22 protein-coding genes and 2 pseudogenes are annotated in these 24987 nt (G+C 73.1%); 9 read left to right on the top strand and 15 right to left on the bottom strand.

Annotation, left to right across the window (positions count from 1 at the left end):
• The 6 genes and pseudogenes from IE118_RS33580 to IE118_RS33555 all read right to left on the bottom strand — a co-directional run.
• Window positions 1-251 (bottom strand): annotated as a pseudogene (locus IE118_RS33580) (ABC transporter permease); the annotation flags it as partial.
• Between the two features lie 96 nt (window positions 252-347).
• Complete coding sequence (locus IE118_RS33575) at window positions 348-1220, bottom strand: glycosyltransferase family 2 protein (RefSeq protein WP_189561892.1); 873 nt, start codon at window positions 1218-1220, stop codon at window positions 348-350.
• 11 nt (window positions 1221-1231) lie between these two features.
• Window positions 1232-2011, bottom strand: a complete 780-nt coding sequence (locus IE118_RS33570; protein ID WP_189561891.1) for a CDP-alcohol phosphatidyltransferase family protein — start codon at window positions 2009-2011, stop codon at window positions 1232-1234.
• Complete coding sequence (locus tag IE118_RS33565; RefSeq protein WP_189561890.1) at window positions 1989-3050, bottom strand: iron-containing alcohol dehydrogenase family protein; 1062 nt, start codon at window positions 3048-3050, stop codon at window positions 1989-1991. The genes IE118_RS33570 and IE118_RS33565 overlap by 23 nt, the downstream gene beginning before the upstream one ends.
• Window positions 3038-3790 carry a phosphocholine cytidylyltransferase family protein gene (locus IE118_RS33560; RefSeq protein WP_189561889.1) on the bottom strand — a complete coding sequence of 251 codons (753 nt, stop codon included), beginning with the start codon at window positions 3788-3790 and terminating at the stop codon, window positions 3038-3040. The genes IE118_RS33565 and IE118_RS33560 overlap by 13 nt, the downstream gene beginning before the upstream one ends.
• On the bottom strand, window positions 3787-5619 hold the full coding sequence (locus tag IE118_RS33555) for a DUF5941 domain-containing protein (RefSeq protein ID WP_189561888.1): 1833 nt from the start codon (window positions 5617-5619) through the stop codon (window positions 3787-3789). Before IE118_RS33555 ends, IE118_RS33560 begins: the two co-directional genes overlap by 4 nt.
• Window positions 5620-5941: 322 nt before the next feature.
• Between IE118_RS33555 and galE the strand changes: the two genes are divergently transcribed.
• The 3 genes from galE (at window position 5942) to idi (ending at window position 8898) form a co-directional block, all read left to right on the top strand.
• A complete protein-coding gene (gene galE, locus IE118_RS33550) occupies window positions 5942-6925 on the top strand; it encodes a UDP-glucose 4-epimerase GalE (RefSeq protein WP_189561887.1) in 984 nt (327 codons plus the stop codon).
• Window positions 6926-7057: 132 nt separating this feature from the next.
• Complete coding sequence (locus tag IE118_RS33545) at window positions 7058-7996, top strand: cation diffusion facilitator family transporter (protein WP_189561886.1); 939 nt, start codon at window positions 7058-7060, stop codon at window positions 7994-7996.
• Window positions 7997-8304: 308 nt separating this feature from the next.
• Window positions 8305-8898 carry an isopentenyl-diphosphate Delta-isomerase gene (idi, locus tag IE118_RS33540; RefSeq protein ID WP_189561885.1) on the top strand — a complete coding sequence of 198 codons (594 nt, stop codon included), beginning with the start codon at window positions 8305-8307 and terminating at the stop codon, window positions 8896-8898.
• 4 nt (window positions 8899-8902) lie between these two features.
• Here idi and IE118_RS33535 read toward each other — a convergent pair whose 3' ends face one another.
• Entirely contained in the window at window positions 8903-9370 is a 468-nt protein-coding gene (locus IE118_RS33535) for an ATP-binding protein (protein WP_189561884.1), read from the bottom strand.
• 138 nt (window positions 9371-9508) lie between these two features.
• Window positions 9509-10171: an HdeD family acid-resistance protein gene (locus IE118_RS33530; protein ID WP_189561883.1), complete on the bottom strand. Its 663-nt coding sequence runs from the start codon at window positions 10169-10171 to the stop codon at window positions 9509-9511.
• A gap of 130 nt (window positions 10172-10301) precedes the next feature.
• Between IE118_RS33530 and IE118_RS33525 the strand changes: the two genes are divergently transcribed.
• From IE118_RS33525 to IE118_RS33515, 4 genes are all read left to right on the top strand, one after another.
• Window positions 10302-11075 carry an enoyl-CoA hydratase/isomerase family protein gene (locus tag IE118_RS33525; RefSeq protein ID WP_189561882.1) on the top strand — a complete coding sequence of 258 codons (774 nt, stop codon included), beginning with the start codon at window positions 10302-10304 and terminating at the stop codon, window positions 11073-11075.
• Window positions 11076-11185: 110 nt separating this feature from the next.
• On the top strand, window positions 11186-11317 hold the full coding sequence (locus IE118_RS34575) for an LPFR motif small protein (RefSeq protein ID WP_251100090.1): 132 nt from the start codon (window positions 11186-11188) through the stop codon (window positions 11315-11317).
• 105 nt (window positions 11318-11422) lie between these two features.
• The gene (locus IE118_RS33520; RefSeq protein ID WP_189561881.1) at window positions 11423-13789 is read left to right on the top strand and encodes a Tex family protein; all 2367 of its coding nucleotides are present in this window, start codon (window positions 11423-11425) and stop codon (window positions 13787-13789) included.
• A 66-nt stretch (window positions 13790-13855) separates the two neighbouring features.
• Window positions 13856-14407, top strand: coding sequence for a putative glycolipid-binding domain-containing protein (locus tag IE118_RS33515; RefSeq protein ID WP_189561880.1), 552 nt, complete (start codon window positions 13856-13858; stop codon window positions 14405-14407).
• A gap of 7 nt (window positions 14408-14414) precedes the next feature.
• Here the strand turns inward: IE118_RS33515 and IE118_RS33510 are convergent, their stop codons facing one another.
• Window positions 14415-16055, bottom strand: coding sequence for an ABC-F family ATP-binding cassette domain-containing protein (locus tag IE118_RS33510; RefSeq protein ID WP_189561879.1), 1641 nt, complete (start codon window positions 16053-16055; stop codon window positions 14415-14417).
• Window positions 16056-16103: 48 nt separating this feature from the next.
• On the bottom strand, window positions 16104-17126 hold the full coding sequence (locus IE118_RS33505; protein ID WP_189561878.1) for an oxidoreductase: 1023 nt from the start codon (window positions 17124-17126) through the stop codon (window positions 16104-16106).
• A 67-nt stretch (window positions 17127-17193) separates the two neighbouring features.
• Between IE118_RS33505 and IE118_RS33500 the strand changes: the two genes are divergently transcribed.
• Window positions 17194-18144: an FAD-dependent oxidoreductase gene (locus tag IE118_RS33500; protein ID WP_189561877.1), complete on the top strand. Its 951-nt coding sequence runs from the start codon at window positions 17194-17196 to the stop codon at window positions 18142-18144.
• Between the two features lie 38 nt (window positions 18145-18182).
• Here IE118_RS33500 and IE118_RS33495 read toward each other — a convergent pair whose 3' ends face one another.
• From IE118_RS33495 to IE118_RS33480, 4 genes are all read right to left on the bottom strand, one after another.
• Window positions 18183-19904 (bottom strand): BCCT family transporter, encoded by a 1722-nt coding sequence (locus IE118_RS33495; RefSeq protein WP_189561876.1) that lies wholly within the window; start codon window positions 19902-19904, stop codon window positions 18183-18185.
• Window positions 19905-19988: 84 nt separating this feature from the next.
• A complete protein-coding gene (locus IE118_RS33490; protein WP_189561875.1) occupies window positions 19989-21257 on the bottom strand; it encodes a M14 family metallopeptidase in 1269 nt (422 codons plus the stop codon).
• Window positions 21254-23209 carry a Xaa-Pro dipeptidyl-peptidase gene (locus tag IE118_RS33485; protein WP_189561874.1) on the bottom strand — a complete coding sequence of 652 codons (1956 nt, stop codon included), beginning with the start codon at window positions 23207-23209 and terminating at the stop codon, window positions 21254-21256. The genes IE118_RS33490 and IE118_RS33485 overlap by 4 nt, the downstream gene beginning before the upstream one ends.
• A 119-nt stretch (window positions 23210-23328) precedes the next feature.
• The gene (locus IE118_RS33480; protein WP_189561873.1) at window positions 23329-23808 is read right to left on the bottom strand and encodes a macro domain-containing protein; all 480 of its coding nucleotides are present in this window, start codon (window positions 23806-23808) and stop codon (window positions 23329-23331) included.
• Between the two features lie 71 nt (window positions 23809-23879).
• On the opposite strand from IE118_RS33480, the gene IE118_RS33475 reads away from it, so the two are divergent.
• Window positions 23880-24587 (top strand): MerR family transcriptional regulator, encoded by a 708-nt coding sequence (locus IE118_RS33475; protein WP_189561872.1) that lies wholly within the window; start codon window positions 23880-23882, stop codon window positions 24585-24587.
• Window positions 24588-24608: 21 nt separating this feature from the next.
• On the opposite strand, the pseudogene IE118_RS33470 reads toward IE118_RS33475, so the two are convergent.
• A pseudogene (locus IE118_RS33470) lies at window positions 24609-24987 on the bottom strand (3-hydroxyacyl-CoA dehydrogenase); the annotation flags it as partial.

The raw sequence follows: 24987 nt of genomic DNA, 5'->3' as shown, positions 1-24987 counted from the left end.
AGCAGCGGGGTCGCCACCTGCCAGAGCTGGCCGAGCTTGGCCTGGCTGTACTGGGCGGTGATCTTGGCCTGGGAGAAGGCGAGGATGAAGTGCCGCCGGCCCCAGAGCTGACGGACGTACTCGACCAGGGACGGCCGGGCGCCACTGACGGACAGCCCGTACCTGGCGGCCAGCGCGGCCGCCGAGAGGCCCTCGTCGGGCGACACGGGCGCGCCGACCGCGACCGTGCCGTCGTGCGTTGTCTCACTCACTGGGTCAAACTTTCGTCCTCGAGATGCGTGGCCCGAGCGGGCCCGGCATGAGCGGGGAGCCTGGGTGCGGCCCCGGTGTTCCCGGACACGAGCTTGTCAGATCACCGGGGGCCGGCCCAGTCTGGTCAGCCGCCACACCGTACGCCACCCGATGGGCCTGCGGGCACCGCAGGGGGTGGTCAGACCCTCGCGGAATCCGCCGAACCAGGCCTTCAGCGCGGGGCGCGAGGGCCGGCGCAGCAGGGTCAGCAGGACCCAGGCGCCCAGGTACACCGGGACGAGGACGGCGGGCAGGTGGCGGCGGGCGAGCCAGACCCGGTTGCGGGCGACCATGCGGTGGTAGACCGCGTGCCGCGAGGGGGCGGTCGTCGGGTGGTACAGCACCATGTCGGACCGGTAGTCGATCATCCAGCCCGCGTCGAGGGCCCGCCAGGCCAGGTCGGTCTCCTCGTGGGCGTAGAAGAACGCGTCCGGGAGTCCGCCGACCTGGGCGAAGACCTTGGTGCGCACCGCGTTGGCGCCGCCGAGGAAGGTCGTGACGCGGGAGGAGCGCATCGGGTCGGAGGCGCGCAGCCGGGGCACGTGCCGGCGCTGGGTGACCCCGGTCTCCGGGTCCGCGATGCGGAAGCTGATGATGCCGAGCGCCGGGTCGGCCGCGAAGGCCTCGCGGCACAGCTCGGCGGTGTCGCGGCCGGCGAGCAGACCGTCGTCGTCGAGGAACAGCAGGATGTCGGCGTCCCGGCCGGCGGGTCCGAATGCCTCGATGCCGGCGTTGCGGCCGCCGGGGATGCCGAGGTTCTCCGGCAGCTCGACGGTGCGCACCCCGTCGGGAACCTCGGGGACGGGCGAGCCGTTGCCGACGACCACCACCTCGACCGGGTCGCCGTCCTGCTGCGCGACCGACTCCAGCAGGGCGCGCAGTTCGTCGGGGCGGTTGCCCATGGTGATGATCACCGCCCCGACCTTCATGCCGCCGGAGCTCACTTCAGCCTGCTGGAAGCGAGCACGGAGACGAGGTGCAGCAGGGTCTGGAGCAGGGCGATGCCGGCGAGTACGGCGGTGCCGAGCCGGGTGAAGAACAGGTCGCCCCGGGTGGCGTCCAGGACGGCGAGGAGCAGGATCAGCAGGGACGCCTCGATGCCGAGGATGAGCCGGTGGAACTTGAGCGCGGCGGCGGCCCGGCGGGCCAGCGCCATGCCGGAGGAGCGGGGCTCGGACGCGGCCTCCTGCACCGGGGGCAGTCCGCCCTGGTGGCGGGCGACGGCGACCAGGTCGGTCTCGGCCTTCACCAGGATCGCGCCGAGCGCGGCGAGGGTGCCGAGGAAGGCCCACAGCCAGTCGACGCGCCCGGTGCCCCACAGGTCGGCGGCGCGCAGGCCGAGCCCGACCAGCACGGCGGCGTCGCACAGGTAGGCGCCGACCCGGTCCAGGTAGACCCCGCCGAGCGAGTACTGCTTCTTCCAGCGGGCGACCTCACCGTCGACGCAGTCGAGGAGCAGGTACAGCTGGACCATGACCACGCCGAGGACGGCCCCCGCGATCCCCGGCACCAGCAGGGCCGGGGCCGCGAGGACACCGAAGAAGGTCATCAGGTAGGTGAGCTGGTTGGGGGTGACCCTGGTGTTCACCAGGTAGCGGTCCACCCGCAGGGACACCTCGCGCATGTAGAGGCGCCCCATCCAGTGCTCACCGCTGCGCCGGTCCTTGACCCCCGGGGGGTGCACGACCGGACGGAGTTCAGCTACCGATGGCCTTGACATAGTCGGTGTAGACGTCCTTGATCTGTTCGGTCTTGAGGTCGAGGTGCTCGAGGATGGTGAAGCGTCCGGGGCGGGTCTCCGGGGCGAACTCCACGGCCCGGACGAACTCGTCCACCGTGAAGCCGATCTCCTCCGGCAGCACCGGCAGTCCGTGGCGGCGCAGTACGCCGGCCATGTGCGCGGACTCCTCGTGCGCTCCCCGCAGGTACATCGCGAAGGCCGCGCCCAGTCCGCACTGCTCGCCGTGGGCGGCGGCCCGCTTGGGGTAGAGCAGGTCGAAGGCGTGGTTGATCTCGTGGCAGGCCCCGGAGGACGGCCGCGAGTCGCCCGACACCGACATGGCGATGCCGCTGAGCACCAGTGCCTCCGCGAGCACCTGGAGGAAGTCGTTGTCCCCGATGCCGCCCGGGTGGCGCAGCACCGACTCGCCGGCCTGCCGGGCCATGGCCGCGGCGAGCCCGTCGATCCGCTCGCCCTTGACCCGGCACGCCAGTTCCCAGTCCGCGATGGCGGAGACGTTGGAGACCGCGTCCCCGATCCCGGCGCGCACGTAACGCACCGGGGCCTCGCGGATGACGTCGAGGTCGATGACGACGGCGATCGGGTTGGGCACCCCGTAGGAGCCGCGGCCGGCGTCGTTGTCGAGGGTGGCGACCGGCGAGCAGAGGCCGTCGTGTGCGAGGTTCGTCGGTACGGCGACGAGGGGCAGGCCCACGCGGGCCGCCGCGAACTTGGCGCAGTCGATGATCTTGCCGCCGCCGAGTCCGACCACGGCGTCGTAGTGGCCGGCCTTTATGGCGCCGGCCAGCCGGACCGCGTCGTCGAGGGTGCCGCCGCCGACCTCGTACCAGCTCGCGCCGGGCAGGGACGGGGCGACGCGCTCGCGCAGCCGGGCTCCGGAGCCGCCGCTGACGGCGACGGCGAGCCGTCCGGACTGCGAGATGCGCTCGTCGGCGAGGACGCAGCCCAGGTCGTCGAGGGCTCCGGGGCGGATGTCGACGACGAGCGGGGAGGGGATGAGCCGGGTCAGTACTGGCACGCGATCTCCCGTCCGCGGGCGAGATCGTCGTGGTTGTCGATCTCCACCCACTTGACGTCGCCGATGGGCGCCACGTCGATGCGGAAGCCCCGGTTGACCAGTTCCTGGTAACCGTGCTCGTAGAACTGCTGGGGGTCGGTCTCCCAGACGGTCTTCAGGGCGTCGACGAGTTCGGGGGCGGCGTCGCCCTCGATCAGGGTGACGCCGATGTACTCACCGGTCGCCTCGGCCGGGTCCATCAGCTTGGTGATCTTCGTCATGCCCCTGACGGGGTCGGCGACGACCTTCATCTCCTCGTCGGCCAGGGACTTCACGTCGTCGAGGGCGAGGATGATCCTCTTGCCCTCGCCGCGGGCGGCGAGCAGGGTGCGCTCGACGGAGACCGGGTGGACGGTGTCGCCGTTGGCGAGGATCACGCCGTCCTTGAGGGCGTCGCGGCCGCACCACAGGGAGTAGGCGTTGTTCCACTCCTCGGCCTTGTCGTTGTCGATGAGGGTGATCTTCAGGCCGTACTTCCGCTCCAGGGCGGCCCTGCGCTCGTAGACGGCCTCCTTGCGGTAGCCGACGATGACCGCGGCCTCGGTGAGGCCGACCTCGGCGAAGTTCGCGAGGGTCAGGTCGAGGACCGTCGGTTCGCCCTCTATGCCCGCGGGCCCCACCGGCACCAGCGCCTTGGGAAGGCTGTCGGTGTAGGGGCGCAGACGCCGTCCGGCGCCGGCCGCCAGCACGAGGCCGATCATGCGGGTTCTCCTTCATCGTGTACGGCGGGCGCCCCTGCGGACGCCCAGAAGCGGATGCTCTCGACGAGCACCAGCAGGGCCGCGGCCACGGCGAGGACCGTGAGCGCGACGGTGAACTGCGAGGCGGTGAGCAGGGCCGCGAGGACGGCGACCGCGAGGACGCGGCCCTCGTGCCCCCCGATCGCCCGCACCAGCCAGCGCGGGGACGCGCCCGCGTTGCCGCGGATGCGGTAGACCGTGTCGTAGTGATGGTAGGCGACCGCGGCCACCAGCCCGTAGGCCGCGGGCAGGGCCCCGTTCACGTCCGCGGCGGCCGCGAGGGCGAGCACGGTGCCGTACTCGGCCGCCCGGAAGAACGGCGGGACCAGCCAGTCCAGTGCGCCCTTGAGGGGGCGGGCCACGGCGAGCGCGGAGGTCAGGACGTAGGCGACGGCGGCGAGGACGGTCCACGGGCCGCCGAAGCCGGTGAACACGGCCGTGGCGACGACGGTGAGGCCGCCGAGCAGGGCGACGGCGGGGGCGGCGAAGCCGGGGAGCCGGCGGGCGGGCTTCGCCAGCGGACCGCCCAGGGCCTCGGTGAGCGGGCCGGAGTCGGTGAGGTCGGCGAGCGCCCGCGCGGCCCGGTCGGTCCGCTGCGCCTTCCTGGTCAGCGAGCGCAGGACGCGGCCCGCCGTGGTGTACGTGGCGGCGAAGGCGCAGCCGACGAGCAGCGCGTAGAAGGTGATCCGGGGGGTGGTGAGGGCCGTGAGGACGGCGATCATCGCCCAGCGTTCACCGATCGGCAGGACGATCATGCGGCGCGCCCAGACCGTCCAGCCGACGCTGTCGAGCTTGTCGGAGAGGGCCGCCGTCGGACTGGCCAGCGACAACTTACCGAGCGCGGTGGCGTCGTGGTTGGCCTCGTTGAAGGAGAAGTCGACCACGTGCCGGCAGGTCTGGAGGACCATCGCCCCGAGGGCGAGGGCCCATACGTCGTCGCCGCCCCGGGCGGCTCCGAGGGCGAGGCCGGCGTAGTACGCGTACTCCTTGGCCCGGTCGAAGGTGGCGTCCAGCCAGGCGCCGAGGGTGGAGTACTGGAGGGAGTAGCGGGCGAGCTGGCCGTCGGCGCAGTCCAGCACGAACGAGGCGATGAGCAGGACGCCGGCGGCCACGAAGCCGGGGCGGGTGCCGGTGGCGGCGCACGCCGCGGCTATCAGCGCGGTCAGCAGGGAGGCGGTGGTGACCTGGTTGGGGGTCAGGCCGCGGCGTGCGCACCAGCGCGCCAGGTAGCGGGAGTAGGGGCTGATGAAGTGGGTGGTGAAGAACCCGTCGCGGGCCTTGACCGCGGACTTCAGGCGTACCGCCTCGTCGTCGACGGAGGCCACGGCCTGCCGGGCCTCGTTGCGGGCCTGGGGGTCGGCCGGGACGGTGGCGACGAGGCTGCCGAGCTCGGGCCGGTGCACGTCGGCGCCGTCGGTGCCGAGCGCGGTGACGACGCGGTCGGCGAGGCTCCCGACCAGGGTGGTGCCGCCCTCCGGGTTCTCACCGGCGGCGTTCTCGCGCGTCAGGGCGCGGGCCAGGGCCGGCCGGCCCTCCTGCTGGGCGGCGACGGCGCCGGGGATCGCGGAGATCGGGAAGCGGGGGTCGGTGAGGCCCAGGCGCAGCGCGTGCACGTGGCCCACGAAGCGGGCGTCGACCACGGCGACCCGCTGCCCCGCGGGTACCGCGGCGAGCAGGGTCTCGGCCTCGGCGGTGCCGGACGCGATCCGTACGTCGAAACCGAGGGAGCGCAGATCCCCCTCGAGCGACGAACCGGGGACCGGCTGGCCGGTGAGGATGGCGGTCGACAACCGAATCTCACTCCCTGGGTGCCGACGCGTCCACGTCGGTCATGTACATGGTGAGGCGCCCGTGCGGGGCCTCCGGGCAGCATGTCGGCAGAGGCTATCGGATCCCCGGAAGCCCGCGTTCACCACCCGTTCGGCGGTTGGATCGACATGGTTCGCCCGTGTCCCTGCCGCGATCATCATCGGGGATCCGGGGCCGGGCCGACAAACCGCGTCCGCGCGGAAGCCGCCGGGACGCCGGCCACGTGGGCGCCAAGTCGGCACAAAGCCCCACATGCGACGGGTCCGGCCGGCACCGGTGCGGCTCGGCATAGGGTGGACGACCATGACTTGGCTGATCACCGGCGGAGCCGGATACATCGGGGCACATGTGGTGCGGGCCATGACGGGTGCCGGGGAGCAGGTCGTCGCCCTGGACGACCTCTCGGCCGGCGTACCGGGGCGGCTTCCCGCCGGCGTGCCGCTGGTCAGGGGATCGTCGCTGGACGGCGACCTGCTGAAGCGGGTGCTCGCGGAGCACCGGGTGACGGGCGTGCTGCACCTCGCCGCGCGCAAGCAGGTCGGCGAGTCCGTGGCACAGCCGACCCGCTACTACCGGGAGAACGTGGGCGGCCTCGTGACCCTCCTGGACGCCGTGGCGGAGGCGGGGGTCCGCCGTCTCGTCTTCTCCTCGTCCGCGGCCGTGTACGGCGACCCCCGGGTGGACCTCATCACGGAGGACACGCCCTGCGCCCCGGTGAACCCCTACGGCGAGACGAAGCTCGCCGGGGAGTGGCTGGTGCGGGCGGCCGGGCAGGCGCACGGCATCTCCACGGTCTGCCTGCGCTACTTCAACGTGGCGGGGGCGGCCGCTCCGGAACTGGCCGACACCGGGGTCTTCAACATCGTGCCGATGGTCTTCGACCGGCTCACGCGGGACGAGGCCCCGCGCATCTTCGGCGACGACTACCCGACACCGGACGGCACGTGCGTCCGCGACTACATCCACGTGGCCGACCTGGCCGAGGCGCACCTGGCGGCGGCCCGCCTGCTGTCGGAGGGAGGCGTGAACGGCGACCTGACGCTGAACATCGGGCGCGGCGAGGGCGTCTCCGTGCGCGAGCTGGTCACGGCCATCGGCAAGGTCACCGGCGACACCCGGCCCCCGGTCGTCGAGCCCCGCCGCCCGGGCGACGCCCCCCGCGCGGTGGCCTCCGCCGCCCGCGCGCGCGAGCTGCTGGGCTGGGGCGCCGGCCGCTCGGTGCACGAGATGGTCGAGTCGGCCTGGCGGGGCTGGCAGCTCCACCACGCCACCGCGACGGGACAGTGAACCGCCCTGACCTGCGGACCGTTTCCGCAGGTCAGAGCACATGACAACGGTGTTCAGTGCCGCGTTGCCCCATACCCCCCGCCCGTAGTTCACTGTGTTGCGGCAGACGGTCACGGAAGGGCGGCGGCACGCATGGGGGCTGGGCACGACCACGGACACACGCACGGAGCACCGGCGGGCGGTACCGCCAGCGCGGCGTACCGCGGCAGGCTGCGGATCGCGCTGGCGATCACGCTCGGTGTCATGGTGGTCCAGATCGCCGGCGGCGCGCTGGCCGACTCGCTGGCCCTGGTCGCGGACGCGGCCCACATGGCGACGGACGCCCTCGGCCTGGGCATGGCGCTGCTCGCGATCCACTTCGCGAGCCGTCCGCCGAGCGACCGCCGCACCTTCGGGCTCGCCCGGGCGGAGATACTCGCCGCCCTGGCCAACTGTCTGCTGCTCCTCGGTGTCGGCGGCTACGTGCTGTACGAGGCAGTCCAGCGGTTCGTCACCCCGGCCGACACCGAGGGCGGGCTGGCGCTGGTGTTCGGCGCGATCGGCCTGGTCGCCAACCTGGTGTCGCTGACCCTGCTGATGCGCGGGCAGAAGGAGAGCCTGAACGTGCGCGGGGCCTTCCTGGAGGTGGCGGCGGACGCGCTCGGCTCGGTGGCGGTGATCCTGTCCGCCCTGGTGATCGTCACCACCGGCTGGACGGCCGCCGACCCGATCGCCTCCCTGCTGATCGCGCTGATGATCGTGCCGCGCAGCGTGAAGCTGCTCCGCGAGACCCTGGACGTCCTGCTGGAGGCGGCGCCCAAGGGCGTCGACATGACCCAGGTGCGGGCGCACATCCTGGCCACTCCGGGCGTCGAGGACGTGCACGACCTGCACGCCTGGACGATCACCTCGGGGATGCCCGTGCTCTCCGCGCACGTGGTCGTCAGCAGCGACACCCTGAACGCGCTCGGGCACGAGAAGATGCTGCACGAACTCCAGGGCTGCCTGGGCGACCACTTCGACGTGGAGCACTGCACCTTCCAGCTCGAGCCGGTCGGGCACGCCGAGCACGAGGCACGTCTGTGCCACTGAGGCGCGCGTCCCCCACCGGGGCGCGTCTTCGCTCCCGGAACGCTCCGGAAGCCTCCGGGCGCACCCGTGCGCCGGGGAACGCGGCCGTCCGCCCCCGGGGCGGCGCCCGGTCCCCGGAGCGCTCCGCGGGGGGGGGCGCGTCCGCACCACCCGCAGGTGGCACGACCAGGTGCGGGCCCGGCCCCGTCCGCCGGGCGGCGCGGGTGCCGCCCGCGCCGGGCGCGGGACATGCGGGTGAGGACCGGAGTGCCGGGAGTGCCGGATTCGTGCGGCAGACTGGGGGCGCGAAGACCGAGTGAAGGATGGGTATGCCGATCACACCTGCCACCGCGACGAACAGCCCGTCGAGCGGCACCGCCGAGCCGATTTTGCTGGAACTGGTCGACGAGGACGGCGTGACGATCGGCACCGCGGAGAAGCTCGCCGCCCATCAGCCGCCGGGACTGCTGCACCGGGCGTTCTCGGTGTTCCTCTTCGACGAGCGCGGGCGGCTGCTGCTCCAGCAGCGGGCGCTGGGCAAGTACCACTCCCCCGGTGTGTGGTCGAACACCTGCTGCGGTCACCCCTACCCCGGCGAGGCGCCGTTCGCGGCGGCGGCCCGGCGGACCTTCGAGGAGCTGGGGGTGTCGCCCTCGCTGCTCGCGGAGGCCGGCACGGTCCGCTACAACCACCCGGACCCGGACTCGGGCCTGGTGGAGCAGGAGTACAACCACCTCTTCGTCGGCATGGTGCAGTCCCCGCTGCGGCCGGACCCGGAGGAAGTGGCCTCCACCGTGTTCGTGACCCCCGACGAGCTGGCGGAGCGGCACGCGAAGGACACCTACTCGGCCTGGTTCATGACCGTGCTGGACGCCGTCCGTCCGGCGGTGCGGGAACTGACGGGACCGTCGGCGGGCTGGTGACCGCCTAGGTGTGCTGTTCGGACGCCGGCTTGAGCGGCAGGGTGGCCCGGATCACCTTGCCGCCGGTCACGGTGTGCTCGGTCTCGCACGTCCCGCCCGCCTCCCTGGTGATCTCGCGCACCAGGAGCAGTCCACGGCCGCCGGTGCGCGCGTGGTCGGTCTCCAGGGCGGTGGGACGGTAGGGGTGGCTGTCCTCGACGGACACCCTGATCCACTCGGCGCCCACGGCGACCTCCACACCGAGCACCGGGGAGAGCAGGGCCGCGTGCCGCACCGCGTTGGTGACCAGCTCCGAGACGATCAGCAGCAGCCCCTGCACCACCTCGTCGGCCACCGGCACCCCCTGGCGGAGCAGCAGGTCACGCACGGCGTGCCGGGCCTGCGGAACCGAGGCGTCCACGGCCGGGGCGGTGAACCGCCAGACACCTTCGTACGGCAGCGGATCGCCACCTTCACGCTCGATTGTGACCACACGTCGAGTGTTGGTACCGATCGGCTCCGCACTTCGACGCTGAACAGAAGTCAGCGCATATCGACCGGTTCCGACCGGCCGGGTATGACACGGTCCCTTGCGGGACCGTTCCCGTACGGCTTGTGCCGTCTCGGCGGACTATTCGGGTTGTACGGGTTTGACGGCGGCGCCGTCCTCCGTCCGTTCCGCCGCTCCCGCCTCCTCCCCGGTCAGCCGGTCGGACACCAGGCCCACGATCCGGCGCCCTCCGTACCCGGTGGCGACCAGACCGAGCCCGTCGAAGAGCAGGGAGAGGGAGAAGAACGTCCCGATGACGTACTGGCTGCTGCTCGGCCAGGTGGCCAGCACCAGGACGCCGAGCAGCAGCCCGAAGGCACCCTGGACCAGCGTCCAGCCGAACTGCGGACCCCGTACCACCAGGCTGCCGACCAGCCGGAACACCCCGCCGGTGAGGAAGAGCAGCGCGGCGAACATGGTCAGCGCCTCGGCCGCCGCCTCCGGTGTCCGGAGGATCACCACTCCGGCCGCGATGTTCAGGGCCGCGACGACCACGCCCAGCCAGAAGAAGTTGGTGTGCCGCGCCTGGACGGCGTGCAGCAGACCGACCACCCCGCCGATCAGCAGCAGCCAGCCGAACAGCAGCATCGAGGTCAGGGTGGCGACGCCCGTGTACACGAGGCCGACGAGTCCGGCGAGGACCAGGACCACCCCGAGTACGGCGAGCCAGCCGAAGCCCCGGCTGAGTTTCGCGGCCTCCTCGCGGGGCCCCGGGGGCCGGGCGTTCTTGGCGGACCTGGCCATGAGTGCCTCCTCGCTCCTTCTCCCGCTCCCAGTCTCCGCCGTCCCGCCGCCCGCCGCCGGACAGCCGTCCCCGGCACGGGGCCGGGTGCTGCCGGCCGGGGCTCCGGACCGGGCGGATAGCATCCGGCGCATGGAGCCGCAGCTGCTGCACAGCGTCACCGACTCGGTCGCCACGGTCGTCGTCCGCCACCCGGCGAAGCGCAACGCCATGACGGCCGCGATGTGGGGTTCCCTGCCACCCCTGCTGGAAACGCTGGCGGCCGACCCGCGGGTGCGGGTGCTGGTGCTCACCGGTGCGGGCGGGACCTTCTGCGCCGGCGCGGACATCTCCACGCTCCGGGAGTCCCCGCACGAGGCGCAGCGGCTCGCCGTGGCGGCGGAGGAGGCCCTCGCCGCCTTCCCCAAGCCGACGCTGGCCGCCGTCCGCGGTCACTGTGTCGGCGGCGGCGCGCAGTTGGCGGCCGCGTGTGACCTGCGGTTCGCCGAGGAGGGGGCACGCTTCGGGGTGACCCCGGCGAAGCTCGGCATCGTCTACCCCGCCTCCGCCACCCGGCGGCTGGTGTCCCTGGTGGGGCCCGCGACCGCCAAGTACCTCCTGTTCTCCGGCGAACTGATCGACACCGCACGGGCCCTGCGCACGGGCCTGGTGGACGAGGTGCTGCCCGAGGGCGAGTTGGACGGACGGGTGGCGGAGTTCACCCGGATCCTGGCATCCCGCTCCCAGCTGACGCAGGCCGCGGCGAAGGAGTTCGCGAACGGCCGCACCGACCGGGACCCGTACTGGGCCGAGCGGGCGCGGGAGAGCGACGACACCGCGGAGGGCGTCGCCGCGTTCCTGGGGCGCCGGGCACCGCACTTCACCTGGAACCCGTCCACCCGGGGACGAAGCGGCTGCGCGACCTGAGCTCCTCCACCAGGCGCGCGCCCCACCCCTTTCCCCATGCATGTTGAAGCGTCGACGAGGTACCCGGGGTACAGCCGGCCGGAGCGGCCGGCAGACGAAAGGGGAGACACGTGTTCCGTGCCATCGCAGATGTCCTGCGCCAGATCGGCGGCGCCGTCGCCACCGTCGTGACGCTGCCGTTCCGGGCGCTGGCCCGGCTCTTCGGCGGGGCCTCCTCGACCGCCCGTGGCCGCCGCGCCTGAGCCCGCCCGTGCGATGTCCGGGCGAGTCGCCGCCCTGATCCCCGATTGTCGGCGTCACCTGCCACAATTGCCGCGCAACCTCAGTGGAGAAGGCGGTACGGGAACGTGACGACACCCCTCGCAGGGTCCATCGAAGGCAGGATCGCCGAAGAGCTCGGCGTACGGGAGCGGCAGGTCAGAGCCGCCGTCGAACTCCTCGACGGCGGCTCCACCGTGCCGTTCATCGCCCGCTACCGCAAGGAAGCGACCGAGATGCTCGACGACGCGCAGCTGCGCACGCTCGAGGAGCGGCTGCGCTACCTGCGGGAGCTGGAGGAGCGGCGGGCGGCGATCCTGGAGTCGGTGCGCGAGCAGGGCAAGCTGACCGACGAGCTCGAGACACGGATCCGGGGCGCGGAGACCAAGGCGCGCCTGGAGGACATCTACCTGCCGTTCAAGCCCAAGCGGCGCACCAAGGCGCAGATCGCGCGCGAGGCGGGCCTGGAGCCGCTGGCGGAGGGGCTGCTCGCCGACCCGGGCGTCGAGCCCCTCGCGGCGGCCGCCGCGTTCGTGGACGCGGACAAGGGCGTCGCCGATCCGCAGGCCGCGCTGGACGGCGCGCGGGCGATCCTCACCGAGCGCTTCTCCGAGGACGCCGACCTGATCGGCGAACTGCGCGAGCGGATGTGGGTGCGCGGGCGGCTGGCCGCGAAGGTGCGTGAGGGCAAGGAGGAGGCCGGCGCCAAGTTCTCCGACTACTTCGACTTCGCCGAGCCGTTCACCGAGCTGCCCTCGCACCGCGTGCTGGCGATGCTGCGCGGCGAGAAGGAGGAGGTCCTCGACCTCGTCCTGGAGCCGGAGGAGCCCGTCGACGGGCCGTCGTCGTACGAGGGGATCGTCGCGCACCGGTTCGGGATCGCCGACCGGGGCCGTCCGGGCGACAAGTGGCTGGGCGACACGGTCCGCTGGGCCTGGCGCACCCGCATCCTGGTCCACCTCGGCATCGACCTGCGGCTGCGGCTGCGGACGGCCGCCGAGGACGAGGCGGTGCGGGTCTTCGCCGCGAACCTGCGCGACCTGCTGCTGGCCGCCCCGGCCGGCACGCGCGCCACGCTGGGCCTCGACCCCGGTTTCCGTACGGGCGTGAAGGTCGCCGTGGTCGACGCGACCGGCAAGGTCGTGGCCACCGACGTGATCCACCCGCACGTCCCGGCGAACCGGTGGGACGAGGCGATCGCCAAGCTCGCCCGCCTCGCGGAGGAGCACGCGGTCGAGCTGGTCGCGATCGGCAACGGCACCGCGTCCCGCGAGACGGACAAGCTCGCCGGTGACCTCATCACCCGCCACCCCGAGCTGAAGCTGACCAAGGTGATGGTGTCCGAGGCGGGGGCCTCGGTGTACTCGGCCTCCGCGTTCGCCTCGCAGGAGCTGCCCGACATGGACGTGTCGCTGCGCGGCGCGGTGTCGATCGCGCGCCGGCTCCAGGACCCGCTGGCCGAGCTGGTGAAGATCGATCCGAAGTCGATCGGCGTCGGTCAGTACCAGCACGACCTGTCCGAGGTGAAGCTGTCGCGTTCGCTGGACGCGGTGGTCGAGGACTGTGTGAACGGCGTGGGCGTGGACGTCAACACCGCGTCGGCGCCGCTGCTGGCCCGGGTCTCCGGGATCACCTCGGGGCTGGCCGAGAACATCGTGGCGCACCGGGACTCCAACGGGCCGTTCCGCTCGCGCGGCGAGCTGAAGAAGGTGGCCCGGCTCGGCCCGAAGGCGTACGAGCAGTGTGCGGGCTTCCTGCGGATCCGCGGCGGCGACGACCCGCTGGACGCCTCCAGCGTGCACCCGGAGGCCTACCCGGTGGTGCGGCGCATGGTGAAGGCGTCCGGCGCGGAGGTCGCGTCGCTGGTCGGCAACACGGCGGTGCTGCGGTCGCTGCGGCCGCAGGAGTTCGTGGACGAGAAGTTCGGTCTGCCGACGGTGAGCGACATCCTGAAGGAGCTGGAGAAGCCGGGGCGCGACCCGCGGCCCGCGTTCAGGACGGCGGTGTTCAAGGAGGGCGTGGAGAAGATCTCCGACCTGTCCTCCGGGATGGTGCTGGAGGGGGTCGTCACGAACGTCGCCGCGTTCGGCGCGTTCGTCGACGTCGGTGTCCACCAGGACGGGCTGGTGCACGTCTCGGCGATGTCGAAGACGTTCGTCAAGGACCCGCGGGACGTCGTGAAGCCGGGCGACATCGTCAAGGTGAAGGTCCTCGACGTGGACATCCCGCGCAAGCGGATCTCGCTGACGCTGCGGCTGGACGACGAGGCCGCGCCGAAGGAGCAGGCGTCCGGCGGTGAGCGCCGGCAGCGTGGCGGGCGTCCCCCGCAGCAGCGGCAGGGCCGCGGCGGCGGGGGCGGCGGGGCCGCGCGTCCGGCGCCCGCGCCGGCGAACAGCGCGATGGCGGACGCCTTGCGCCGCGCGGGTCTCGTCGACCCGAAGAACGGCCGGCGCTGAGCCGTCCCGGGCCCGTTCCTGCCGCCGTGCGGCGGCAGGAACGGGCCCGGCTCGTAGGCTGACGGTATGCGTGCTTCACGGACCGTCACGTGGGAGGTCACCGCGAGCGGCGGGTACGAGACCGTCTGGGCCGAGTTCGGGCCGGGCTCCCTGCGGGCCCGCGGCCGGGCCGTCGGGACCCTGCCCGAGCCGTACTGGATCACGTACGAGCTGGAGACGGCGGACGGCTTCGTGACCCGGCGGCTGGTGGTGACCGCCGAGGACGCCGCCGGGAGCCGCTCGCTCGACCTGCGCCACGACGGCCGGGGCGGCTGGAGCGCCGACGGTGGGCGGCTGCCGGGCCCGGAGGGTGCCCTCGACTGCGACCTGGGCCTGTGTCCGCTGACGAACACCATGCCGGTCCTGCGGCACGGCCTGCTGCGTGCTCCCGGCGAGCGGGACTTCCTGATGGCCTGGGTGTCCGTGCCGGACCTGGTCGTCCGGCCGTCGCGGCAGACGTACACGCATCTCGCGCCCGGGCGCGTCCGTTACGCGTCCGGGGACTTCAGCAGCGACCTGGAGTTCGACGAGGACGGTCTGGTCGCCCGTTATCCGCGGCTGGCCCGGAGGCTCGGCTGACGGTGCCTCAGCGTTCGGTCACCTTGCCGTCGGCGACCTCCAGGCGGCGGTTCACATGGACCGCGTCGAGCATGCGCCGGTCGTGGGTGACCAGCAGGAGGGTGCCCTCGTAGGAGTCCAGGGCGGACTCGAGCTGTTCGATGGCCGGCAGGTCGAGGTGGTTGGTCGGCTCGTCGAGGACCAGGAGGTTGACGCCCCGGCCCTGGAGGAGGGCCAGGGCCGCCCGGGTGCGCTCCCCCGGGGAGAGGCCGGCCGCCGGGCGGGTGACGTGGTCCGCCTTGAGGCCGAACTTCGCCAGCAGCGTGCGGATGTCGGCCGGTTCCAGATCCGGCACCGCCGGGCGGAACGCGTCGAGCAGCGTCTCGGGGCCGTGGAAGAGCGCGCGGGCCTGGTCGACCTCCCCGAGCAGGACGCCGGAGCCCAGGGCGACGTGCCCGGCGTCCAGCGGTACCCGGCCCAGGAGGGCGCCGAGCAGGGTGGACTTCCCGGCGCCGTTCGCGCCGGTGACGGCCACCCGGTCGGCCCAGTCGATCTGCAGGGAGACCGGGCCGAGGGTGAAGCCGCCGCGGCGCACCTCGGCGTCCCGGAGGGTGGCGACGACGGCACCCGAGCGGGGCGCCGCCGCGATCTCCATGCGCAGCTCCCACTCCTTGCGCGGCTCCTCGACCACCTCCAGGCGCTCGATCATGCGCTGCGTCTGGCGCGCCTTGGCGGCCTGCTTCTCGCTCGCCTCGCTGCGGAACTTCCGGCCGATCTTGTCGTTGTCGCCGCCGGCCTTGCGGCGGGCGTTCTTGACGCCCTTGTCCATCCAGGCGCGCTGGGTCTGTGCCCGGTCCTGGAGCGCGGCCCGCCTGTCGGCGTACTCCTCGTACTCGTCGCGGGCGTGCCGCCGGGCCACCTCCCGCTCCTCCAGGTAGGCCTCGTAGCCACCGCCGTAGAGGTTGATCTGCCCCTGCGCGAGGTCGAGTTCGAGGACCTTGGTGACGGTGCGGGCGAGGAACTCGCGGTCGTGGCTGACGACGACCGTGCCGGCGCGCAGTCCGCCCACGAAGCGTTCGAGGCGCTCCAGGCCGTCCAGGTCGAGGTCGTTGGTCGGCTCGTCGAGGAGGAAGACGTCGTACCGGGAGAGCAGGAGCGAGGCGAGGCCCGCGCGGGCCGCCTGCCCGCCGGAGAGCGAGGTCATCGGCTGGTCGAGGCCGACGGCCAGGCCGAGCGTGCCGGCGACGTCCTCGGCGCGCTCGTCGAGGTCGGCACCGCCCAGGGACAGCCAGCGTTCCAGGCTGGTGGCGTACGCGTCGTCCGCGCCCGGTGCTCCCTCGACCAGGGCCCCGGTCGCCTCGTCCATCGTCCGCTGGGCCTCGGCGACACCGGTGCGGCGGGCCAGGAACTCCCGCACGGTCTCACCGGGCCGGCGCTCCGGCTCCTGCGGCAGGTGCCCGACGGTCGCGGTGGGCGGGGACAGGCGCAGCTCGCCCTGTTCCGGGGCGGCGAGTCCGGCGAGCAGGCGCAGCAGCGTGGACTTGCCCGCGCCGTTGGCGCCGACCAGCCCGATCACGTCGCCGGGGGCGACGACGAGGTCGAGACCGGTGAACAGGGAGCGGTCTCCGTGCCCGGCGGCGAGGTTCTTGGCGACGAGGGTGGCAGTCATCAGACCGCCGATCCTAGTGGCCGCGTGCGGCGGCCCACGCCCGGGATCTCACCGGCCCACCCGCGTCACCAGCACGGTGCCGCCGGCGCGTGCCACGACGTACGCCTCTCCCCTGACCGCCCCGGCGTCCAGCGGGACGCGGTGGCGGCCGGGTTCGAGGACGCCGTCGAAGAGGTCCCGGGTGTGGGTGCGGGAGAGCCGGTCGACGCGGTAGGCGGTGAGCCGTACCCGGCAGGCGGAGGTGACCTCGAGTCCGGCTGCGCCGGGGGCGGCGGTGAGGCCGGTCAGGCGGCGCCGCCCCTGCGGGCTCGCGTCCAGTGCCTGTTCGGTCTGGGCCACGAGCAGCGGGACGATCGGCGCGAGGCCGTCGACGCAGGGCACGTCGACGCCGGCGGTGGTGAGGGCACGGCGCACGTTCTCGCGCTCACCGGCGCCGGTGGACCGGCCGAAGACGACGGCGCCGTAGGCGCGCAGCTCGTCGGCGGGGACGCCGTCGGCGTCCTGCGCGATGTCGGCGCCGATGCCGATGGTGCGCAGGGCGGCGGCGAGCCGGGCGAGGAGGGCGACGCGGGCGCCGATGAGCAGGACGCGGCGGCGGGCGCCGGGCGCGTCGCCGTTCAGCAGGGCGGCGAGGGCCGCGCGGTACTCGGCGCCGCGGAAGCGGAACGGCCCGATGCCGTGGTAGCCGTTGAGCTCGAGGTCGGCGTGCGGTCCGGTCTGCCAGGCGAAGTCGCGCCAGACGACGTCCTCGCCGTCGGGTTCGATGACGGCGGTGACGGCGCCGCAGGCGAGGTCCTCGCACTCGGGGCAGCCGTAGACGACGAACCGGCCCGCGGGCAGCGGCGGACCGGTCTCCAGCAGCAGGCTGCGGACCTGGGCAGTGAAGATCGAGGGCGGGACGTCGGAGGCGAGCGGGGAGACAGCCTCCAGGTCGCAGAGACGGAAGAGCAGGGGGCGTCCGTCGACGACGAAGTCGAGGAAGTCCCGGTGGAGCCGGTGGTCACCCCCCGCGAGGAGTCCACCGGCTCTCGTCGCAGGGGCCAGGCCGAAGGTCGCGTACGCGGCAGACATGCGGTGAGTATTCCCACCGCGGGAGGTGCCCGAGCACGGCACGGTGCGTTCCGCTAACGTCCGTCCGATGGGAGACGGACCGGACGGCGATGTCCTGGTGATCGGCGGTGGTGTCATCGGGCTGACCACGGCCGTGGTGCTCGCCGAGCGGGGCGCACGGGTGCGGCTGTGGTCGCGGGACCCGGTCGAGCGGACCACCTCGGCGGTTGCGGGGGCGCTGTGGTGGCCGTACCGGATCCGACCGGTGGCGTCGGCCCGCGCCTGGGCGCTGCGCTCGCTGGAGGTGTACGAGGGTCTGGCGGCGCGGCCGGACGTCACCGGCGTACGGATGGTCGAAGGAGTACTGGGCGAGACGGCCCTGGACGAGGTGGACGCGTGGGCGGCGGCGCGGCTGCCGGGGCTGCGGCTCGCGACGGCGCGGGAGTATCCGGCCGGTTCCGGCGTGCGGGCGCGGTTGCCCCTGATCGACATGGCGGTCCATCTGCCGTGGCTGCGGGAGCGGTTGCTGGCGGCGGGAGGCACCGTCGAGGCGCGTACGGTGGCGGACCTGGCGCAGGGGGACGCGCCGGTCGTCGTCAACTGCACCGGGCTGGGGGCGCGGGAGCTGGTGCCGGATCCGTCGGTGCGTCCGGTGCGGGGGCAACTGGTGGTGGTGGAGAACCCGGGCATCGTCACGTGGACGGTCTCGACGGGGGCGGGCGGTGCGATGGCGTACGTCTTCCCGCAGCCGGGGAGGCTGGTGCTGGGCGGCACGGCGGAGGAGGACGCCTGGTCCACGGAGCCCGACCCGGCGGTGGCCGAGGCGATCGTGCGCAGGTGTGCGGCACTGCGCCCGGAGATCGCCGGGGCCCGTGTCCTGGACCACCGGGTCGGTCTGCGTCCCGCCCGGGACACGGTCCGGCTGGAACGCGTCGCGCTGCCCGGCGGCCGCCTCCTGGTGCACAACTACGGCCACGGCGGCGCGGGTGTCACCGTGGCCTGGGGCTGCGCGGAGGAGGCGGCGGCCGCCGTCGGCTGAACCGGGCCCGGCCCTGGGCGGGGCCGGGCCCGGGGCCGTCAGTGCTTGCCGATGGGGTCGCCCTCCACGTCGGGGCCGCGGCCGGGTCCGACGCGGAGCTCGAATTCGCCGTCGTACTTCTTGTGGCCCTCGATGACCGCGAGCTGCACCGCCTCGGTGCCCATCTCGCCCCGCACGATGAGCGGGTCGCGGCGCAGGTCGCGCATGAGCGCCACGCACATGAAGATCATCACGATGACGAACGGGGCGGCCGCGAGGATCGTGAGGTTCTGCAGCCCGGTCAGCGCTTCGCCCTGGCCACTGCCGACCATCAGCATGATCGCCGCCACGGCGCCGGTGACCACGCCCCAGAACACCACGACCCAGCGGCTGGGTTCGAGCGCTCCCCGCTGCGAGAGGGTGCCCATCACGACGGACGCGGCGTCGGCGCCCGAGACGAAGAAGATACCGACGAGGATCATCACGAGCAGGCTGGTGGCGGTGGCGAGGGGGTACTCCTGCAGGACCGCGAAGAGCCGGCCCTCGGGGGTCGTCTCGTCGCCGAGCCGGTTCTGCTCCTGGAGTTTCATCGCCGTGCCGCCGAAGATCGCGAACCAGACCAGGCTGACCGTGCTGGGGACCAGGATGACGCCGCCGATGAACTGGCGGATGGTCCGGCCCCGGCTGATGCGGGCGATGAACATGCCGACGAACGGCGTCCAGGAGATCCACCACGCCCAGTAGAAGACCGTCCAGCTGCCGAGCCAGTCGGCGACGCCCTCGCCGCCGCTGATCTCCGTGCGGCCGGCCAGTTCGGGCAGGTCGCCGAGGTAGGCGAAGACGGAGGTCGGCAGCAGGTCGAGGATGAGAATGGTCGGGCCGGCGACGAACACGAACACGGCGAGGATCAGGGCCAGCACCATGTTGGTGTTCGACAGCCACTGGATGCCCTTCTCCACACCGGAGACCGCGGAGGCCACGAACGCCACCGTCAGCACCGCGATGATGCCGACCAGCAGCCCGGTGCCGACCTTGCCCAGCCAGCCGAGCTTCTCCACGCCGGAACCGATCTGCAGGGCACCGAGGCCGAGTGAGGCCGCGGAGCCGAAGACGGTGGCGATGATGGCGAGCATGTCGATGACGCGGCCGCCGACGCCGTCCGCGTTCTTCCGGCCGATGAGGGGGGTGAACACGGCGCTGATGGTCTGGCGCCGACGCCGCCGGAAGGTGCTGTAGGCGATGGCGAGGCCGACCACCGCGTAGATCGCCCACGGGTGGAGCGTCCAGTGGAACAGGGTGGTGGCCATGGCCGTTTCCATGCGGTCGCCGGAGTCGGCCGGACCGGTGCCGGGCGGGGGCGACGTGTAGTGCGCCAGGGGTTCGCTCACTCCCCAGAACATCAGGCCGATGCCCATGCCGGCGCTGAACATCATGGCGATCCACGACACCGTGCGGAACTCCGGCTCCTCGCCCTCGGCGCCGAGGTGGATGCGGCCGTAGCGGCTGGCCGCGAGCCAGAGGGCGAAGACCACGAAGCCGGAGGCGGCCAGCATGAACGCCCAGCCGCCGTTGTGCATCAGGCCGCCGAGCATGCTGCTGGAGGCGTCCTGGAGCGAGTCCGTCCCGAGGGCTCCCCACAGCACGAACGCGAGGGTGAGCACGGCCGTGACGCCGAACACCACCCGGTCGGTCCGCGGGTGCGTCCGGCCCGGCAGGCCCGCTTCCGAGCCCGGCAACGGGCCTGCCGTGTCGTCCTTGTCGCTGTGCTGGTCCCTCGTCACGGGCGGCACCTTTCCTCCGAGCCGTTGGGCGGAGATCGCTCCTCCCGATAGGCCCATACCACTTTTGGCGCAAAACTCACCTCCTCAACAGGAGGTGGTGGCCTCTCCTTCCACCAGGTGGTAAGCGGCCCGTTCGTCCAGAAGCAACGGCACGAGGGCACGCAGCGACTGCGCCAGGGGGACGAGCACGCCGTCGCCGTCCCTGCGGACGCGCACACCGTGCAGGGCCAGCTCGTCCCCGGCGTCCGCGTACTGAGGGGCCGTGAGGCGGTATCCGCACGGCGGGTCGGCGATCACCTCGGACGGTTCGGGCGGGTCGTTGTCGGCGCCTCCCAGGTATACGGGCCCGGTGTCGGCGTGTCCGGCGGCGCGGGCGCGGGAGGTGGCCGCCCCGACCTGCCCGCGGCGTTCACCGGCGAAGCGGACCAGGCCCTTGAGCGCGGCGAGCTGGGAGTCCACCCTGCGCCGGTTGTTCAGCGCCTCGTCGGCCCGCTCGGCGTCGGTGAGGGGGTCGACGCGGCTCTCGATGAGCAGGCCGACGCCGTGTTTGATTCCGGACATGTTGCGCAGGATGCGTTCCTGTCCGTCGCCGGCGGTCTGGCGGACCGGTTCACCGGTGTCGGGGTCGGTCCAGATGCCGTAGGTGCCGGTGGTGTATCCGGCGGCGCCCGCCGCGGGGCGCACGTGGCCGGCGGACAGCGCCCGGGCCTCGTGGTGGACCGCGGGGTGGGTGTTGAGGTTGCGGGGCCACAGGTCGAACAGGTCCTTGTCGTAGTACGGAGGTGTGGCGCCGTACTCGTGCAGGTCGTAGACGATGTCGGGGCGCCGGTCGCGGACCACGGCGGCCAGGGCGCGGCCTTCCGCCGTCCTGAGCGCGAGGTGGTCGCGGTTGATGTCGACGCCGTCGCTGTTGCCGCGGGTGCCGGCGGCCCGGCCGTCGGGGTTGGCGGTGGGGACGACCAGCACCGTGGTGCGTTCCAGGAAGGCACGGGTGGCCCGGTCCTTCGCGTATGCCAGGTCGCGGACCGTGCTCAGGCAGGCCTCCCGGCCGGAGGGCTCGTCGCCGTGCTGACTGCACACCAGCAGCACGGTGTTCGACGCATGCCGGGAGCCGATGCGGACGAGCCTGAGCGGGCGGTCCTGTCGGGTCGTGCCGATGCGGCTGACCGAGACACGGTCGCTCGCCCGGTCGACGGCGGCGAGGAAGCGCCGTTCCTCCGGCTGGGTGGTCCAGTGGGCGCCGTCGCTGCGCTCGAAACCGGTGCGCGGCGGGGCGTCGGCGGCCGTCGCGGCCGGCGCGGTGACCAGGGACGCGGTGAGGCCGGCCGCCGCGAGGACCAGGGCGCGCCTCACCGGGCCTCCCCGGGGACGCGATGGGCGGTGACGTCGGGTCGGCCGACCCCGTCCGGGGCGGCGTGCGGGGTGAGGGCGTGCGTTCCGGCCGTGGCACGGGCGAACGCGGACGGGCCACCGGTGAACGGGACGCGGACGGAGGTGCGGGAGAGGTCGAGGGTGAGGGTCGGGGTGTCGGCGGGCGGGTCGATCAGGCCGCGGTCGGTGCCGGCGACGATCAGTGCCAGGCGGTGGCCCGCGGGGACGACGTGGTCGGTGGCGGCCAGGTCGAGGGTGAGGGTGTACCGCTTGCCGGGTGTGAGCGGCTCGCCCCTGCCGTCGCCGGCGTGGTTGCCGAGGTCGGCCCAGCCGCGGCTGACGACGGTGTGGCCGACGTCGGCGGTGGTGGCGCGGGTCTCCTTGAAGCAGGAACTGTCGCCGTCGGTGCTCGGGCCCCAGCAGGTGCGCTCGGGCAGGGTGGTGACGCCTTCGCCGCTGTCGGCGTAGTCGCGGATGGTGGCGGGACCGAGGTCGACGAGCACGGCGGAGAGATGGGCCGTCGGGGTGCTGGGAGTGGCGGTGACGGTGACCTCGGAGGCACCCGCCAGGCGCAGGTCCCGGCTGAACGGGCCGGTGACGAAGCCCGCCTTGTCGGGGGTGGGGGTGTCGACGCGCGCGGCCCAGTCGGTCTCGCTCAGGCCCGGGTCGTCGGTGAAGGACTCGGTGCCCTTGCCGCGGCGCAGGCCCAGGGTGCCGACGCCGGGCTCCGCGCCCTCGGCCGGGCGCAGCGTCGTGAGGTGCGTGCCGCGCGGCGGCCAGACCGCCGAGGTGACCCACCGGTCGGGGGCGCGCTCGATGTCGGCCATGGGCTCGCGGTCGATCCCGTTGTCGAAGCCGAGGAGTTCGTGGTCGAACCAGCGGTGCAGGGTGCGGACCCATGCGTCGCGGCGGAAGTCGAAGGGGTCGACGTGCCCGGTCTGGGAGAGCCAGACCTTGCGCTTCACCCCGTTCTCCGCGAGGGCGTCCCACCAGGGGCCGACGTGCTGCATCCGCACGTTGAGGTCCTGCATGCCGTGCACCAGGAAGACGCTGGCCCGGACCTTCTTCGCGGCGCGCACGTAGTCGCGTTCCGTCCACAGCGGGGTCAGGTCGCCGGTGCGCGGGGCTCCCTCGACGAGTTCGCGCTGGACGGCACCGCATGCGGCGCGGGCCTCGGGGGTCTCGACGTACTGGGACAGCCAGTCGGGGCCGGAGTCGTAGAGCGGGGCTCCCTGGTCGAAGTAGTAGTCGTACCAGGAGGAGATGGCGGCGATGGGGACGATGGTCTCCAGGCCCTCGACGCCGGTGGCGGCGACCCCGTTGGCGATGGTGCCGTCCCAGCTCTTGCCGATCATGCCGGTGCGGCCGTTGGTCCAGTCGGCTCTCGCCCGTTCGGTGCCGGTGCGGCTGGTGTAGGCCTTCCCGCGGCCGTTGAGCCAGTCGACGACGGCTTTCGCCGACTGGATGTCGGAGCGCCCGCCGACGTCCACGCAGCCGTCGGAGCGGTTGGTGCCGGCCAGGTCGACGCCGACGACGGCGTAGCCGCGCGGCACGAAGTAGTTGTCGTAGAACAGCGGCATCCGCTCGATGTCGCCGTCGGCGTCGTAGGTCTTCTTCTGGCTCTCGTTGCCGCGCCCGCAGCAGGAGTAGTACGGGCTGGCGTCCATGATCACGGGGACCTTGCGGCCCCGCCGGTCGGGTTCGCGGGGCCGGACGATGTCGACGGCGACCCGGTCGGTCCTGCCGTCCCGGTCCTCGTCGAGTCCGGTGTCCACCCAGACGGCTTCGCGGATGGCGTTGTCGTAGGAGTGGACGGGCCGGCTCTCGCGCGGTGCGGCGTGTGCCGTGACCGGGGTGAGCAGGGTGGCCGTCAGGGCGGCGGTGGCCGCCGTCGCGAGCGTTCTCCAGGTCGTGAAGCGCGTGCGTTTCGGCATGCGCGGACGGTACATCGGTGAACACGGGGGCAGAAGAGCGCGTCTGACGGGTCGTGGGGTGCCCGTTGGCCGAAACCGTGCCCGTGCGGGACCTCCCCGGCGGGGGTCGGAGGTGCCGTTCAGTTCCCGTGGTCGTACACCGTCACGGGTATCCCCTGTCCGGTGAGCCGTTCGGTGATCAGCGGCTCGACGCGGGTCCAGGTGCCGCCGGCGAGACCGCAGCCGATGCGGGGCATGTGCACCGAGGCGCCGAGTTCCCTCGCGTGGCCGGCGAGACGGGCGAGGGCGGTGTCGATCGCCTCGTAGCGGACGGGGGCGCCCTTGCTGCCGGTCCTGGTGCCGTGCTGGCCGATCATGTTGGCCACCCACACGTGCCGTTCGACCTGGACCAGCCGCACCGCGCCCAGCCCGAAGTCGTTGCCCGCGCGGCCCCGGTGCCAGGCCCGGTAGGCGGCCTCCGGTTCGGGCCAGCGGCGCGACACGGCCAGCACGAAGCCCTTCCCCCAGCCACCCATGTCGTTGCAGACATGGGCGACGATCTTGACACCCTTCACCGACGGAACGGTGGCGTCACCCCGGACGTACGTGATCCCCGACATGGGCCCACCCTAGGTGCCGGCACGGACAGCGGGAGTGTCACAGCACTGGTGGTACAGCGATACTGCTGCACATGACGACCGAGACCGAGGCCCTGACGATCGACGAACTGGCGGCCCGGGCCGGGGTCACCGTGCGCACGGTCCGCTTCTACGGCACCCGGGGGCTGCTGCCGCCGCCGGTCATCGGCCCCCGGCGGGTCGGCCGGTACGGGAGGGAGCACCTGGCGCGGCTGGAACTGATCGAGGAGCTGCAGAGCCGGGGCATGACCCTGGCGGCGATCGAACGGTACCTGGGTCAGCTGCCGCCTGACCTGAGCGTGCGGGACCTGGCCGTCCAGCGGGCCGTGGTGGCGTCCTGGGCTCCGAACGCGGTGGAGACGGTGTCGCGCGGGGAGCTGGAGCGGCGCGCGGGGCGTCCGCTGGGCGAGGAGGACCTGGAGCGCCTGGCGGCGATGGACGTCGTCGAACGGACCGGCGGGGCACCGGACGGCGAGGCCTTCAGCGTCGACGCCGGGCTGCTGCGGCTCGGCGTCGAACTGCTGGACGTGCCGCTGTCGCACGAGTCGATCCTCGCCGCCCGGACGGCGCTCACCGAGCACTCCCGCGCGGCCGCCCGCGAGTTGTCGCGGCTGCTGCGCGACGCGGTGGCGGACCAGGACGCGCGGGATGTGCGGTCCCTGTCCGCCCGGATGCATCCGCTCGTGGTGCAGGCGCTGCTCACCACCTTCCAGCGGTCGCTGAAGGAGGAGCTGCGGGAGTGGCTCGACGAGGAGGGGTGACTCCGCCGGCCCCGGGCGGGGTCAGCGGACGTCCCGGAACACCTCTCCCTTCTCCGCCTTCTCCACCAGCAGGGCCGGCGGGGTGAAGCGCTCGCCGTAGCGCTCGGCGAGTTCGCGCGCGCGGGCGACGAAGCCGGGCAGGCCGCCCTCGTAGCCGTTGATGTACTGCAGGACGCCGCCGGTCCAGCCCGGGAAGCCGATGCCGAGGATCGAGCCGATGTTGGCGTCCGCGACGGACGTCAGCACGCCCTCCTCCAGCAGCCGGACGGTGTCCAGCGCCTCGGAGAACAGCATGCGTTCCTGCATGTCGCGGAACGGGATCTCGTGGCCGGAGCGGGTGAAGTGCTCGCGCAGTCCCGGCCAGAGCCGGGTGCGGCGGCCGTCCTCGTCGTACTCGTAG

This window comes from Streptomyces pilosus (genome assembly GCF_014649835.1).
Lineage (GTDB): Bacteria > Actinomycetota > Actinomycetes > Streptomycetales > Streptomycetaceae > Streptomyces > Streptomyces pilosus.
This window is presented reverse-complemented; position numbering and strand designations above follow the sequence as displayed.

Bases quoted from the DNA above. Each gene is read 5' to 3' on its own strand.
- IE118_RS33515 (WP_189561880.1), top strand. From the start codon at position 13,856: ATGCGTGCTTCACGGACCGTCACGTGGGAGGTCACCGCGAGCGGCGGG.
- IE118_RS33560 (WP_189561889.1), bottom strand. From the start codon at position 3,790: ATGATCGGCCTCGTGCTGGCGGCCGGCGCCGGACGGCGTCTGCGCCCC.
- IE118_RS33570 (WP_189561891.1), bottom strand. From the start codon at position 2,011: ATGTCAAGGCCATCGGTAGCTGAACTCCGTCCGGTCGTGCACCCCCCG.
- idi (WP_189561885.1), top strand. From the start codon at position 8,305: ATGCCGATCACACCTGCCACCGCGACGAACAGCCCGTCGAGCGGCACC.
- IE118_RS33575 (WP_189561892.1), bottom strand. From the start codon at position 1,220: ATGAAGGTCGGGGCGGTGATCATCACCATGGGCAACCGCCCCGACGAA.
- IE118_RS33545 (WP_189561886.1), top strand. From the start codon at position 7,058: ATGGGGGCTGGGCACGACCACGGACACACGCACGGAGCACCGGCGGGC.
- IE118_RS33475 (WP_189561872.1), top strand. From the start codon at position 23,880: ATGACGACCGAGACCGAGGCCCTGACGATCGACGAACTGGCGGCCCGG.
- IE118_RS33500 (WP_189561877.1), top strand. From the start codon at position 17,194: ATGGGAGACGGACCGGACGGCGATGTCCTGGTGATCGGCGGTGGTGTC.
- IE118_RS33530 (WP_189561883.1), bottom strand. From the start codon at position 10,171: ATGGCCAGGTCCGCCAAGAACGCCCGGCCCCCGGGGCCCCGCGAGGAG.
- galE (WP_189561887.1), top strand. From the start codon at position 5,942: ATGACTTGGCTGATCACCGGCGGAGCCGGATACATCGGGGCACATGTG.
- IE118_RS33485 (WP_189561874.1), bottom strand. From the start codon at position 23,209: ATGCCGAAACGCACGCGCTTCACGACCTGGAGAACGCTCGCGACGGCG.
- IE118_RS33510 (WP_189561879.1), bottom strand. From the start codon at position 16,055: ATGACTGCCACCCTCGTCGCCAAGAACCTCGCCGCCGGGCACGGAGAC.
- IE118_RS33525 (WP_189561882.1), top strand. From the start codon at position 10,302: ATGGAGCCGCAGCTGCTGCACAGCGTCACCGACTCGGTCGCCACGGTC.
- IE118_RS33505 (WP_189561878.1), bottom strand. From the start codon at position 17,126: ATGTCTGCCGCGTACGCGACCTTCGGCCTGGCCCCTGCGACGAGAGCC.
- IE118_RS33480 (WP_189561873.1), bottom strand. From the start codon at position 23,808: ATGTCGGGGATCACGTACGTCCGGGGTGACGCCACCGTTCCGTCGGTG.